Genomic DNA, 16,191 nt, shown 5'->3' with positions numbered 1-16,191 from the left:
GTCCGTCCCGCATTCCGCGGTGGTGAACCAGATTCGCTGGATCACCGGCGAATACGGCATCGGCGCCGACGATGTGGTGTTGTTCAAGACGCCCGCCACCTTCGACGTCTCGGTGTGGGAGCTGTTCGCACCGCTGTCGGTCGGTGGCCGGATGGTCGTGGCCACCCCGGACGGGCACCGCGATCCGCGCTATCTCGCCGATGTGATCGCCGCCGAGCAGGTCACCATGACCTCGTTCGTGCCCTCGATGCTCACCGTCTTCTCCGGTGCGGTCGACAGTTCCGCGCTGGCGTCGCTGCGGGCGCTGTTCGTCGCCGGTGAGGCCTTCACCTCCGATGCGGTCGAGGCGTTCCGCCGGGTAGGCACGGCACGGCTGTACAACCTGTACGGCCCCACCGAATTCACCGTGCACGCCACCCACGCCGCGGTGGCCGACGACGTGCGCGGCGCCGTCCCGATCGGTCTGCCGGTGTGGAACGCGCAGGCCTACGTGCTGGACGCGCGGCTGCATCCGGTGCCGCCGGGCGTCGCGGGTGAGCTGTACCTCGCCGGTGATCAGCTGGCCCGCGGCTATCTGGGCCGGGCGGATCTGACCGCCGACCGCTTCGTCGCGAATCCGTTCGCCGACTACGGCTCCCGGATGTACCGCACCGGTGACCTGGTGCGCCGCGGCGCCGACGGTGCGATCGTGTACCTGGGCCGCACCGACTTCCAGGTGAAGGTGCGCGGTCTGCGCATCGAGCTCGGGGAGATCGAATCCGCTCTCACCGCACACGAATCCGTGGCCCAGGCGGTCGCGGTGGTGCGGTCGGACGCGCGTCTCGGTGATCAGCTCGTCGCCTATGTGGTGCCGTCCGCCGGCGTGGTGGACCTGGAGGTGCTGCGCGCACATCTGACGCAGCTGCTGCCGTCGTACATGGTTCCGGCGGCGATCGTCACGCTGGACGCGATGCCGCTGAACCCCAACGGCAAACTGGACCGGCGCGCGCTGCCGGAGCCGGTGTTCGCGGCCCGCGAGTTCCGGGCGCCGTCCACGCCGGTCGAGGAGATCGTCGCGGCGACCTTCGCAGACGTACTCGGCCTGGACACCGGCGAGCGTCCGGTCGGTGTGGACGACGACTTCTTCGATCTGGGCGGCAACTCGCTGATCGCCACCCAGGTGGTGGCGCGGCTGAGCGCGGCGCTGGACGCCGAGGTCGGCGTGCGCACCGTCTTCGAGGCGCCGACCGTGGCCGGTCTGGCCGCACGCGTCGAATCCCAGGTGGGATCCGGTGTGCGCCAAGCCCTTACGCCTCGCACGCGCCCGGAATTCCCGCCGCTGTCGCTGGCGCAGCAGCGGATGTGGTTCCTCAACCGCTTCGACACCGATTCGGCGACCAACAACATTCCGGCCGCGGTGCGGCTGACCGGCGAACTCGATATCGACGCGCTGCGGACCGCGATCGCGGACGTGGTGGCCCGGCACGAATCGCTGCGCACGATCTACCCCTCGCACGAGGGCCTGGCCTACCAGCAGATCCTGCCCGCGACCCGGGCCGTCCCCGAGCTGGACGTGGTCGATACGACCGAGGCCGACCTGCCGGCCGCGCTGACCGAATTCGTCGGCCGCGGTTTCGATGTCACCGCCGTGCCGCCGACCCGGTTGCGGCTGTACCGCCTCGGCGACGCCGACCATGTGCTGGTCGTGGTGGTCCACCACATCGCCACCGACGGTTTCTCGATGACCCCGCTGGTGCGCGATCTGATGACCGCCTATCTGGCCCGCACCGCGGGATCGGAGCCCGGCTGGGCGCCGCTGCCCGTGCAGTACGCGGATTACGCACTGTGGCAACGGGAATCGCTGGGCTCGGAGGACGATCCGCGGTCGGTCATCTCCGAACAACTCGGGTACTGGCACAACGCGCTCAACGGCCTGCCCGACGAACTGCGGCTGTCGACGCGTCCGCGGCCTGCCGTCGCCACCTACGAGGCCGGCACCTATCGGTTCCGGCTGCCGGGTGAGCTGGTCGACGGGCTGAGCCGGGTCGCACAGGGCCAGCAGAGCACCCTGTTCATGGTCGTGCACGGCGCCTTCGCCGCGCTGCTGGCGCGGTTGAGCGGCACCGACGACATCGCCGTGGGTATTCCGGTCGCCGGCCGTGGTGAGCGGGCCCTCGACGACCTGGTCGGCATGTTCGTCAACACCCTGGTGCTGCGCGCCCAGGTCGACCCGGGCGCGCGGTTCACCGAACTGCTGGCCCAGGTCCGCGAGCGCGACCTGTCGGCCTTCGCGCATGCCGACGTGCCGTTCGAGCGGCTGGTCGAGGTGCTCAACCCGGCCCGTTCGCAGGCGCGGCATCCGCTGTTCCAGGTGATGCTGTCCTTCCAGAACCTGGGCCGCACCGCCCTGGAGCTGCCCGGACTGACCGTCGCCGAACTCGGAATCGATTCGCAGACGGCGAAATTCGATCTGCAGCTGACGCTGAGCGAGGGGCCGGTCGGCACCGGCGCGGACGCCGCGGCCGGTGGTGCCGCCGGCGCGGAGATGGCCGCCGAGCTGGTCTTCGCGACCGATCTGTTCGACGAGGCGTTCGCCGAATCGTTCGCCCGACGCTTCCTGCGCGTGCTGCAGGCCGTGGCCGCGGATCCGTCGGCCGTCGTGGGCGCCCTGCCGGTCCTCGACGCCGCCGAGACCGCGCTGGTGCTGCGGCATTGGAACGACACCGAATTCCCCATCGATGCCGCGCTGCCGACGGTGTCCGACGACGCCGCCGCGACGCTGGTCTCCCTGTTCGAGGCGCAGGTCGCGCGCACGCCGGACGCGACCGCGGTGATCTTCGAGGGGACGAGTCTGTCCTACGCCGAGTTCGCCGCTCGCGTGCGCCGGCTCGCGCGCTGGCTCGTCGATCAGGGTGTCGGACCCGAGTCGCTGGTCGCTCTGGGTATGCGGCGTTCGATCGATCTGGTGGTCGGCATGTACGCCGTGGCCGCCGCCGGTGGCGCGTATGTGCCGCTGGATCCGGATCATCCGGCCGAGCGCACCGACTACATCCTCGACACCGCCCGTCCGGTCTGCGTGCTGACCTCGGGTGAGGCGCTGCGCGACAACGTCTCCACCGCAAGCGATATCGCGCCCGAGGTGCGTATCGATCGGCTCGAGCTGTCGGGTTATTCGGACGCGCCGCTCACCGACGCCGACCGGACCGCCCCGCTGCGACCGGGCAATACCGCCTACGTGATCTTCACCTCCGGCTCCACCGGCCGCCCGAAGGGTGTGGCCGTTCCGCACACCGCGATCGTGAACCGCCTGGTGTGGATGCACGCCCAGTACGGCCTGGCCGCCGACGACGTGGTGCTGCAGAAGACCCCGGCCACCTTCGACGTGTCGGTGTGGGAGTTCTTCTGGCCCTTGCAGGTCGGCGCGCGCCTGGTGGTGGCACGACCGGACGGCCATCGCGACCCGGCCTATCTGGCCGAGGTCATCGTGCGCGAGGGCGTGACGGTCACCCACTTCGTGCCGTCCATGCTCGCGGTCTTCGTGGCCGAGCCGGCCGCGGCCGCATGCACCGGCCTGCGCAACGTCTTCGCCTCGGGTGAGGCGCTACCCGGCACCACCGCACAGCAGTTGCGCCGCCTGACCGGCGCGCGCCTGCACAACCTCTACGGCCCGACCGAGGCCGCCGTCGACGTCACCTATCACGAGGTCGTCGACGCCGATGTGGCGTCGGTGCCGATCGGTGCGCCGGTGTTCAACACCCAGGTCTACGTGCTGGACGCGCGGCTGCAGCCGGTTCCGGTGGGTGTCGCGGGTGAGCTGTATCTGGCGGGCGCCCAGCTGGCCCGCGGATATGTGGCGCGGCCGGATCTGTCCGCGGACCGCTTCGTGGCCAACCCGTTCGGTGACGGTGAGCGGATGTACCGCACCGGAGACCTGGTGGTCTGGACCGAGGCCGGTGAGCTCGAATACCTCGGCCGCACCGACTTCCAGGTGAAGGTGCGCGGTCTGCGCATCGAACTCGGGGAGATCGAATCCGCGCTGACCGCCGTCGCATCGGTGGGTCAGGCCGTGGTGGTCGTGCGTTCCGACGATCGCGCCGGCGATCAACTGGTCGCCTACGTGATCGCCGCACCGGGCGCCGAGATCGCCGTGGACGCGGTGAAATCTGCGCTGGCCGAACAGCTTCCGGCGTACATGGTGCCCGCGGCCTTCGTGGTGCTCGACAGCTTCCCGCTCAACGCCTCCGGCAAACTGGATCGCAAGGCGCTGCCGGCGCCGACCTTCGCGGCCAAGGTGTTCCGCGCGCCCAGCACCTCGGTGGAACAGTCCGTCGCCGACGTGATCGCCGAAATCCTCGGCCTGGACCGCGTGGGCCTGGACGACGACTTCTTCGAACTGGGCGGCAACTCGCTGCTGGCCACCCAGGTCGCGGCCCGGCTGGGCGCGGCGCTCGACACCGAGGTCGGGGTCCGCACCCTGTTCGAGGCTTCCACGGTCGCGGCGCTGGCCGCGCGGCTGGAAACCCAAGCGGGACAGGGCGGCCGGCTCGCGCTGACCGCGCAGCCGCGGCCCGAGCCCGTCGCGCTCCCGGACGGCGAGACCGCGCAACTGGTGCCGCTTTCGCCGGCCCAGCAGCGGATGTGGTTCCTCAACCGGTTCGACAACCGCACCGCGGTCAACAACATCCCGGTCGCGATCCGGCTGACCGGCGCGCTGGACCGCGAGGCCTTCGCCGCGGCCGTGCGCGACGTGGTCGCGCGGCACGAATCGCTGCGCACCGTGTACCCGGAGGTCGCCGGCGACGGCTATCAGCGGGTGCTGTCCGCGCAGGTCGCCGGCGTCGAACTCGCCATCGAGACGGTGGACGCCGGCGACGTGCCCGCGCGCGTGGCGGAATTGGTCAACGTCTTCTTCGATGTGACCGCCGAGGTCCCGTTCCGGGCCACCCTGCTCGAGCTCGGCCCGCGCGATCACGTGGTCGTGCTGGTCATGCACCACATCGCCGGGGACGGCTTCTCGCTGCGCCCGTTGCTGCGTGATGTGGTCGCCGCCTACTCCGAGCGCTCGCGCGGCGAGGCCCCGCAGTGGGCGCCGCTGCCGGTGCAGTACGCGGATTACGCGCTCTGGCAGCGCGAGGTGCTCGGCGCCGAGGACGATCCGGAATCGGTCGCGGCCCGCCAGATCGCCTACTGGACAGAGCAATTGCGCGATCTGCCGGAGCAGATCGAACTGCCGGCCGATCGCCCGCGTCCGGAGATCGCCACCAATGCCGGTGCGACACACGAGTTCTCGATCGACGCCGACCTGCACGCGCGGCTCACCGAGTACGCGCGCGCCCACGGCGTGACGCTGTTCATGCTGATGCACGCGGCCCTGGCCACCTGGGCGGCACGGCTGTCGGGCAGCAGCGACGTCGCCATCGGCACGCCGATCGCGGGCCGCGGTGAACGCGCACTCGACGATCTCGTCGGCATGTTCGTCAACACGCTGGTGCTGCGCACTCCGGTGCGCCCGGATGCCACATTCGCCGAGCTGCTCGGCGAGGTGCGCCGGACCGACCTGGCCGCCTTCGCCAACTCCGACGTGCCGTTCGAGCGGCTCGTGGATGTGCTCAGCCCGGTGCGTTCGCAGGCGCATCATCCGCTGTTCCAGGTCGCCTTGACCTTCGAGGCCACCGGCCGGCGCGACGCCACCACGGCTGCCCTGCCCGGCCTGGATCTCGCGGTCGTCGACGCCGATCCGGGAATGGCGAAATTCGATATCCAGCTGACCGTCGGTGATGGCGCAGACGGCGCCGGGCTGGCGCTGTCGTGGACCTACGCCACCGATCTGTTCGATCCGGAAACCGTCGCCGCCTTCTCCGACCGCCTGCTGCGGATCCTGCGCAGCGTCACCGAGGGCAGCGTCGCCGAGGACGCCACCACGGTGGTGGGCGATATCGATCTGCTCGGCGAGGGCGAACGCCTGGACGTCTCGCAGCGCTGGGTCTCGGCCGGCGAGGACGGCGGCACCGGGCGGTTCGCCGACCGGGCCGTGACGCTGTCGGATCTGTTCGACGCCGCGGTCGCCGAGCACGGCGACCGGGTGGCGGCGAAGTTCGGCGCCGATCAGCTCACCTACGCGGAACTGGATCGGCGCGCGAACCAGTTGGCGCGCAGGCTGATCGCCGACGGGGCGGGTCCCGAGACGCTGGTCGCGGTGGTGCTGCCGCGCTCGCTGGATCTGGTCGTCGCCCTGCTGGCGGTCGTCAAGTCCGGCGCCGGATACGTGCCGATCGATCCGAGCTATCCGGCCGAACGCATCGCCTACGTGCTCGCGGATTCGCGTCCGGCCGGGGTGATCGTGGACGGCGGCACCGAGGTGGAGCTGCCGGCCGGTCTGCCGACCGTGCTGATGGACGGATTCGGCGCGGAGACACCGGAATTGGTGGACGCGGGCGAGGGCCCGATCACCGATGCCGATCGCAACGCGCCGCTGTCGGCGAGCAATATCGCCTACGTCATCTACACCTCCGGCTCGACCGGCCGCCCCAAGGGCGTGGCGGTCGCGCACGGGAACGTGGTGCGGCTGTTCGCCAACACCGATCGCGAGTTCGGTTTCGGCGCCGACGACGTGTGGACGATGTTCCACTCCTTCGCCTTCGACTTCTCGGTGTGGGAGATCTGGGGTCCGCTGCTGTTCGGCGGCACCCTGGTCGTGGTCGACTACTACACCTCGCGCTCGCCGGAGCAGTTCCTGGAACTGTTGCGCCGCGAACGGGTGACGGTGCTCAACCAGACCCCCTCGGCGTTCTATCAGCTGGCCGAGGCCGATCGCCTGGCCGGTGGCCGGCCGCTGGCCCTGCGCTATGTGGTCTTCGGCGGTGAGGCGCTCGAGCTGCGCCGGCTCGCGGACTGGGTGGCCCGCCACGGCGACACCGCGCCGCGACTGGTCAACATGTACGGCATCACCGAGACCACCGTGCACGTCTCGCATCGGGTGCTCGATGCCGAAACCATCGCCGCCGCAACGGGTTCGGTCGTCGGCCGGGCCATCGCCGGACTGCGGGTGTACGTCCTCGACGACCGGCTGCATCCGGTTCCGGTCGGCGTCGCCGGCGAGATGTATGTCGCCGGTCCGCAGTTGGCGCGCGGCTATCTGGGCCGCCCAGATCTGACCGCGGCCCGCTTCGTCGCGGATCCGCTGGGCGAGCCCGGGACTTTGCTGTACCGCTCCGGTGACGTGGCGCGCTGGAACCGCTTCGGGGAACTCGAATATCTGGGCCGCGCCGACGATCAGGTCAAGGTGCGCGGTTTCCGCATCGAACTCGGCGAGATCGAGGCCGCGGTGCTGGCCCAGCCGGGGATCGCGCAGGCCGCGGTCGTCGTGCGCGAGGACCAGCCGGGCGACCAGCGCATCGTCGCCTATGTGGTGCCCCCGGCCGGCCAGACCGAGCCGGCGCTGGACGTCGTGCGCGACGGCGCGGCCGAACGGCTGCCCGCGTACATGGTGCCCTCGGCGTTCGTGGTGCTGGACCGTATTCCGCTGACCGTCAACGGCAAACTGGACCGCCGCGCCCTGCCCGCCCCCGCGGTGCAGTCGCGCGCCTTCCGGGCCGCCGAGACCCCGGTTCAGGAGATCGTGGCCGCGGTCTTCGCCGAGGTGCTCGACGTGGAACGGGTCGGGCTCGACGACGACTTCTTCGATCTCGGCGGCAACTCGCTCATCGCCACCCGCGTCGTCTCCCGCATCGGGGCGGCGCTGGGCACGACGGTGGGTGTGCGCGCGCTGTTCGAGGCCTCGACCGTGGAGTCGCTCGCCGCACGGCTGGAGACGCACACCGGCGGCGAGGCGCGCCCGCGCCTGATCGCCCGCCCGCGCGCCGCCGCGGAACCGGTGCCGCTGTCGTTCGCGCAGCAGCGCATGTGGTTCCTGAACCAGTACGACACCTCCTCGGCGGCCTACAACCTGCCGCTGGTGGTCCGGCTCTCCGGTGAACTCGACACGGCCGCATTGGAATTGGCCGTCTTCGACGTGGTGCGCCGGCACGAGTCGCTGCGCACCCGCTATCCGGAGCACGGCGGCACGCCGATGCAGCTGGTGGTGCCGGCCGAGCAGATCGTGCTGGATCTGCGCGCCTACCCGGTCTCGGATGCCGATCTGACCACCGCGGTGACCGATTTCGCCTCCGCGGGATTCGATGTCGCCGAACAGGTTCCGCTGCGCGCCCGGCTGTTCCAGGTGCACAGCGACGAACACGTGCTGGTCGTGGTCGTGCACCACATCGCCGCCGACGGGTTCTCGATGACCCCACTGGCCCGCGACGTGATGACCGCCTACACCGCCCGCACCCAGGGCAGTGCCCCCGGCTGGGCGCCGCTCGAGGTGCAGTACGCCGATTTCGCGATCTGGCAGCGCGAGGTGCTGGGCTCGGAGGACGATCCGCAGTCGCTGCTGGCCCGCCAGGTCGATTACTGGCAGCGCTCGCTGTCCGGAATTCCGGAAGAGCTCACCCTGCCCGCCGACCGCCCGCGCCCGGCGATCGCCTCGCTGCGCGGCGCCGAACTGCACCGGACTCTGACGCCGGAGCTGATCGGCGCGCTGGAAGGCGTTGCGCGCGAACAGGGTTCGTCGCTGTTCATGGTGATGCACGCGGCCCTGGCCGTCCTGCTGGGTCATCTGTCCGGCACCGACGACATCGCCGTCGGCACCCCGATCGCCGGCCGCGGTGAGGCCGCGCTCGACGATCTGGTCGGCATGTTCGTCAACACCCTGGTGCTGCGGACCGGCATCGACCCCGACGAGTCGTTCACCGGACTGCTGGAGCGGGTCCGCCACACCGACCTCGAGGCCTTCGGCAACGCCGACGTGCCGTTCGAGCGGCTGGTGGAACTGCTGGCGCCGGAGCGTTCGCAGGCCCGCAACCCGCTGTTCCAGGTGATGCTGGCCTTCCAGAACCTCGACCGCGCGAGCCTCGAGCTGCCGGGCCTGACCGTGTCCACGGTCGAGCGGGAGGAGAACATCGCCCGCTTCGATCTGCAGTTCACGCTGTCGGAACGGGTCGGCGACGCCGACGGTGCGGCCGCCAACGGCATGGCGCTGAATCTCGTCTACGCCACCGATCTGTTCGACGAGCAGACCGCCTCGGAAATCGCCGATCGCTGGATCCGGGTGCTGCGCGCGGTCGCCACCGATCCGCGCATCGTCGTCGGCGCGGTCGACATCCTCGAGGCGTCCGAGCGCGCGGACCTGCTCGCGCGCACGGGTGGCCCGGCGGTCGCGGCCTCGACCCTGCCGCAGCTGCTGGCCGAGGCCGCGGGCCGCGACCCGCAGGCTCCCGCGGTGATCGCCGACGGCCGCACCCTCACCTACCGCGAACTCGACGAGCGGTCGAACCGCTTGGCGCGCTTGCTGATCGAACGCGGTATCGGCACCGAGGATCTGGTCGCGGTGGCCGTGCCGCGCTCGGCCGAGAGCTATCTGGCCGAATGGGCGGTGACCAAGTCGGGTGCGGCGTTCGTGCCGATCGACCCGGCGTACCCGGCCGACCGCATCGACCACATGGTCACCGATTCGGGTTCGCCCGTCGGCCTGACCGTGGCCTCGGTGCGCGACGATCTGCCGGGGTCGGTGGACTGGCTGGTTCTCGACGAGCTCGAACTCGACGGTTACGACGCCGCCGCGATCACCGACGCCGACCGGGTGCGCCCGCTGCGCGTCGAGCATCCGGCCTACGTCATCTACACCTCCGGTTCCACCGGTGTGCCCAAGGGCGTGGTGGTCACCCACGCCGGCCTGGCGAACTTCCGCGCCGAACAGAACGAGCGCTACCGGCTCGATTCCGATTCGCGCGCACTGCATTTCGCCTCGCCCAGCTTCGACGCCTCGATTCTGGAGTTCCTGCTCGCCGTCGGTGCGGGCGGTGCGCTGGTCGTGGTGCCGCCGGGCACCTACGGCGGCAGTGAACTCGGTGAGCTGATCGCCCGCGAGGGCGTCACCCACGCCCTGATCACCCCGTCGGTGCTGGCCACCCTCGATCCCGCCGATCTGGCCGGCATGCGGGTCGTCATCGCCGGTGGTGAGGCGGTCACCGCCGAGCAGGTCGCCAAGTGGTCGGTGACCCCGGACGGGTCGGCGCGCCGGTTCCACAACGCCTACGGCCCGACCGAGGCGACCATCGCCACCAACATCAGCGATCCGCTGGCCGCCGGCGATCCGGTCACCATCGGCGGCCCGATCCGTGGTATGCAGTCGCTCGTCCTCGACGCCCGGTTGCGGCCGGTGCCGGTGGGTGTCGCGGGTGAGCTGTATCTGTCCGGCGTGCAGCTGGCGCGCGGTTATCACGCGCGGGCGAGCCTGACCGCCGAACGCTTCGTGGCCAACCCCTACGAGCCCGGACAGCGGATGTACCGCACCGGTGACGTGGTGCGGTGGAACCACACCGGCGAGGTCGAATACGTCGGCCGCTCCGACTTCCAGGTCAAGGTGCGCGGCTTCCGCATCGAACTGGGTGAGATCGACGCCGCGCTCACCGCCCACGACTCCGTCGATTTCGCGGTGACGGTGGGCCATACCCGCGGCGCGGGCGCCACCTCGCTGGTGTCGTATGTCGTCGCGGTCCCGGGTGCGTCGATCGACGTCGCCGACGTGACCGCGCATCTGGAACAGCGCCTGCCCGGCTATATGGTGCCGTCCTCGATCATGGTCATCGACCGGGTGCCGCTGACCCCGGCCGGCAAGCTCGATCGCAAGGCGCTGCCGGAACCGGAGTTCGCCACCGACACCGCCTTCCGCGCCCCGCGCACGCCGGTCGAGCAGACCATCGCCGAGGTGTTCGCCGAGGTGCTGGGTATCGAACGCGTCGGCGTCGACGATTCGTTCTTCGCGCTGGGCGGTGACTCGATCGTCTCCATCCAGCTGGTGTCGCGGGCCAAGGCGCGCGGCGTGGTGTTCAGCCCGCGCGACGTCTTCGAACAGCGCACCGTGTCCGGGCTGGCGATGGTCGCCGAATCTGCTGCGGGACAGGGTGATTCGGTTCCGGTGCTGGCCGAGCTGCCGGGCGGCGGCGTCGGCACCATGCCGCTGACGCCGGTGGCCCGGTTCATGGTGGAGCGGTCGGGTTCGTTCGGCCGGTTCCATCAGGCGCTGGCCCTGGAACTGCCGATCGGCATCGACCGGGCCGGGCTGCTGGCCACCGTCGCCGCCGTCGTGGATCGCCACGACATGCTGCGGGCGCGACTGCGCCGGCACGCCGGTGCGGAATGGATCGTGGAGACCGCGGCACCGGGCAGCGTCGATGTCGAGTCACTGCTCGACCACACCGAATTCGACGCCGCCGCAACCGATTCGGAACTGATCGAGATCGCGACCGCGGCCCTGCACACGAGCCTGGACCGGCTCGATCCGGAAGCCGGTGTGGTCGTGCGCTTCGCCTGGCTGGAGCCGTCGGCCGCCGACCGGGCCGGACGCCTGATCGTGGTCGCCCACCACCTCGTCATCGACGGTGTGTCCTGGCGCATCCTGGTGCCCGACTTCGTCACCGCCTGGGGACAGCTCTCGGCCGGACAGACGCCGGAGCTGGCCGCGCCGCCGACCAGCATGCGCACCTGGTCGCATGCGCTCGAGCGTGCCGCCGCCGATCGCGACGACGAACTCGACTGGTGGCGTGCGGTCGTCGACGGCCCGGACCCGCTGCTCACCGAGCGGCCGTTCGATCCCGCCGTCGATGTGGCCGGGGTCGCCGGCAAGGTCGAGGTCGAGGTCTCGCCGGAGGTGACCAAGGCGCTGCTGACCGCGGTGCCGGCGCTCTACCACGGTGGAATCAACGACGGCCTGCTGGCCGCGCTGGTGCTCGCCGTCGCGAAATGGCGTGCCGCACATGCCGGTTCGGACGACCGGGCCGACAGTGCGCTGGTGCGCCTCGAGGGCCACGGCCGCGAAGAGGACGTCGTGCCGGGCGCGGATCTGTCCCGCACGGTCGGCTGGTTCACCGCGATCTTCCCGGTCCGCTTCGACCTGTCGGGTCTCGACATCGACGCGGCGCTGACCGGCGGTCCGGCGATGGGCCGGGTCGTGAAGGCGGTCAAGGAACAGCTGCTGGCCGTGCCCGACAAGGGCCTGGGCTACGGTATGCTGCGCTACCTGAACCCGCGTGCGGCCACCCAGCTGCCCGAGCAGATGCCGGGCCAGGTCAGCTTCAACTACCTGGGCCGGGTCTCCGACAACGCGGTGCCCGAGGCGCTGCGCGGTTTCGGCTGGATTCCCGCCCCGGAACTCGGCGAACTGGCCGGCGACTACGACGCCGACATGCCGGCGATGGCGCCGCTGGACATCAACGCCATCGTGGTCGGCGACCGGCTGACCGCGCGGATCGGCTATCCGACCACGCTGCTCGACGCCGACGCCGTGCGCGAATTCGGCGAACTGTGGACGCGGGCGCTGGAAGCCGTTGCGCGGCACGCGGAATCGGCCGGTGCGGGCGGACACACCCCGTCGGACTTCCCGCTGGTGCGCGTCGGCCAGAGCGATATCGAGGGCTGGGAGCGGCGCTTCGGTGAGATCTCGCAGGTGTGGCCGCTGTCCTCGCTGCAAGCCGGTCTGCTGTTCCACGCCGAACTGGCCGCCTCTTCCGTCGACGTGTACACCGGTCAGGCTGTTCTCGATCTCACCGGCCGCGTCGATCCGGCCCGGTTGCGCAGTGCCGCACAGGCTCTGATCGATCGGTACGAGACGCTGCGCACGGCCTTCGTCACCGACGCGCAGGGGCATCCGGTGCAGGTCGTGCTGGACGGCGTGCGGGCGACGTGGGCCGAACACGACCGCCGCGAGACCGGCGAGGCCGCGGATCTGATCGAGGCCGACCGGACCCGCCGCTTCGACCTGGCCGCGCCGCCGCTGATCCGGTTCACCCTGATCCGGGTGGCCGAGCAGCGCTGGTCGCTGGTCGTCTCGAACCACCACATCCTGCTCGACGGCTGGTCGATGCCGCTGCTCATGCGGGATCTGCTGGTGCTCTACGCCACGCACGCCGACTCCGGCGCGCTGCCCGCGGTGCGCTCCTACCGGCATTTCCTGGAATGGGTTGCCCAGCAGGATCATTCGGCCTCGCTGGCGGCGTGGACCGATGCCCTCGCCGGTATCTCCGAGCCGACCCTGCTGGCGCGCCCCGACGCCGGCCGCGAGATCACCGCGCTGTCGGACGAGTACGTCTTCGAACTCGACACCGCGCAGACCGCGCGGCTGACCGAATTCGCCGCGCGCCTCGGCGTCACCGCCAACACCGTGCTGCAGACGGCCTGGGGCATCGTGCTGGGCCGCATGACCGGCCGCGACGACGTGGTGTTCGGCACCACCGTCTCGGGCCGCCCGCCGGAGCTGGCCGGGGTCGAGTCCATGGTCGGCCTGTTCATCAACACCGTGCCGGTGCGGGTGCGCCTGGATGCCGCCGAATCCGCGGAGCAGCTGCTCACGCGGGTACAGGGTGAGCAGGCGGATCTGCTCGACCACCACTACCTCGGCCTGGCCGATATCCAGGACGCGATCGGCGTCGGCGGGCTGTTCGACACCCTGGTGGTGTTCGAGTCCTATCCGGTGGATGCCGAGGGCATTCAGCGCCAGGCCGCCGATATCGACGGCATGGCGGTGGCCGGACTCGAGGCCACCGACGCCACCCACTACCCGCTGAGCCTGATCGCCTCGCTGGGCTCCACCCTGCGGGTCCGGGCCGGTTATCTGCGCGACCTGTTCGACGAGAACGCGGTGCGCCGCATCGCCGACCGGCTGGTGCGGGTGCTCACCACCATCGTGGGCGAGCCCGCGATCGGCGCCGGCGATATCGAACTGCTCGAGCCCGCCGAGCGCGACCTCGTGGTGTCGCAATGGAATGCGACCGACCACGAGGTCGACGGTTCGGCCACCCTGGTCTCGCTGTTCGAGGCGCAGGTCGAGCGGACCCCCGACGCCACCGCGGTGAGTTTCGAGGGGACAGGTCTGTCCTACGCCGACTTCGCCGCCCGGGTGCATGCGCTGGCCCGCTGGCTGATCGAGCGCGGCGTCGGCCCGGACACTTTCGTGGCACTCGGTATGCGGCGTTCGATCGATCTGGTGGTCGGCATGTACGCCGTGACCGCCGCCGGTGGCGCGTATGTGCCGCTGGATCCGGATCATCCGGCCGAGCGCACCGAATACATCCTGGCCACCGCGGATCCGGTCTGCGTGCTGACCTCCGGTGACGATCTCGACATCGACACCGCGCAGGTGCGCATCGACCTGCTGGACCTGTCGGGCTACGCGATCGAGCCGATCACCGACGCCGAGCGCCGCGGCCCGCTGCGGCCGGCCAACACCGCGTACGTGATCTTCACCTCCGGTTCCACCGGGCGCCCCAAGGGCGTCGCGGTGTCGCATGCGGCGATCGTCAACCGGCTGGTGTGGATGCAGACCGAATACGGCCTCACCGCCGCCGATGTGGTGCTGCAGAAGACGCCCGCGACCTTCGACGTGTCGGTGTGGGAGTTCTTCTGGCCCTTGCAGATCGGCGCGCGGCTCGTCGTGGCGCGGCCCGACGGCCATCGCGATCCGGCCTATCTGGCCGAGGTGATCGTCGGCGAGGGCGTCACCGTCACGCACTTCGTGCCGTCGATGCTGGCGGTCTTCGTCGCCGAGGCGGCGGCCGCGCAGTGCACCACGCTGCGCCTGGTGTTCGCCTCCGGTGAGGCGCTGGCGCCCAAGTCGGCGCAGCGCCTGCGCGAGCTCACCGGCGCCGCGCTGCACAACCTGTACGGCCCCACCGAGGCCGCGGTCGACGTCACCTATCACGAGGTGACCGATGCCGATGTCGATTCCGTGCCGATCGGCCGCCCCGTCTTCAACACCCGTGTCTACGTGCTGGATTCGCGTCTGCGGCCGGTTCCGGTGGGTGTCGCGGGTGAGCTGTATCTGGCGGGCGCCCAGCTCGCGCACGGTTATGTGACCCGTCCGGATCTGAGCTCGGACCGGTTCGTGGCCAACCCATTTGGCGCGGGCGAGCGGATGTACCGCACCGGCGACCTGGTGGCCTGGAACGAACAGGGCGAACTGGAATACCTGGGCCGCACCGACTTCCAGGTGAAGTTGCGCGGTCTGCGCATCGAACTCGGCGAGATCGAGACGGCGCTGACCGGGCTCGACGAGATCGACCGGGCCGTCGTGGTGGTCCGCGGCGACCAGCACACCGGCGATCAGCTGGTGGCGTATGTCGTTGCCACACCGGGACTTCCGGTCGACGCCGAAGCGGTGCGCGAGGAACTGGGCCGGCAGCTGCCCGGCTACATGGTGCCCGCGCTGGTGATGGTGCTCGACGAATTCCCGCTCAACGCCTCCGGCAAGCTGGACCGCAAGGCGCTGCCCGCCCCGGTGTTCGAGGCGGCGGTGTTCCGCGCGCCGGTCACCCCGGTGGAGCAGATCGTCGCGGGCACCTTCGCCGAGGTGCTCGGCGTGGACCGGGTCGGCCTGGACGACGACTTCTTCGCCCTCGGCGGCAACTCGCTGATCGCCACCCAGGTGGCCGCGCGGTTGTCCTCGGCCCTGGACACCCAGCTGGGTGTGCGCGAGATCTTCGAGGCCTCCACCGTCGCCGGTCTGGCGGCGCGGGCCGAGACCCGTTCCGGTGCGGGCGGTCGCGCGGCGCTGGTGCCGCAGCATCGGCCCGAGCTGGTGCCGCTGTCGCTGGCGCAGCAGCGGATGTGGTTCCTCAACCGCTTCGATCCCGAATCCGCGGTGGACAACATCCCGGCCGCGGTGCGGCTGTCGGGTCTGCTGGACCGGCAGGCACTGCAGATCGCGGTCGCCGATGTGCTGGCGCGCCACGAATCGCTGCGCACCCGCTACCCCGAGGTGGACGGCACCGCCTACCAGGAGATCGTGCCGACCTCGAAGGTCATTCCCGATCTCACGCCGATCGACGTCACCGAAACCGAACTGCCGCAGCGGATTTCGGAGCTGGTCGGCACCGGCTTCGACGTCACCGTCGAGGTGCCGTTCCGGGCCCGGCTGTTCGAGGTCAGCCCGACCGAACACGTGCTGGCCCTGGTGGTGCACCACATCTCCGCTGACGGCTTCTCGATGGGCCCGCTGACCCGCGACGTGATGACCGCCTACGGGGCGCGCGTCGAGGGCGGCGAACCGGCCTGGGCGCCGCTGCCGGTGCAGTACGCCGACTTCGCGCTCTGGCAGCGCGAGGTGCTCGGCCGCGAGGA

General features: G+C 70.7%; 1 protein-coding gene. It reads left to right on the top strand.

Annotated features, from left to right (window positions below; genetic code table 11):
* Positions 1–16,191, top strand: a 16,191-nt coding sequence (locus tag ON23_RS23680; protein ID WP_039780877.1) for a non-ribosomal peptide synthetase, incomplete at both ends; no start/stop codon positions are given.

The sequence above is a fragment of the Nocardia cerradoensis NBRC 101014 genome (genome assembly GCF_000308535.1).
Classification (GTDB): Bacteria; Actinomycetota; Actinomycetes; order Mycobacteriales; family Mycobacteriaceae; genus Nocardia; species Nocardia cerradoensis.
This window is presented reverse-complemented; position numbering and strand designations above follow the sequence as displayed.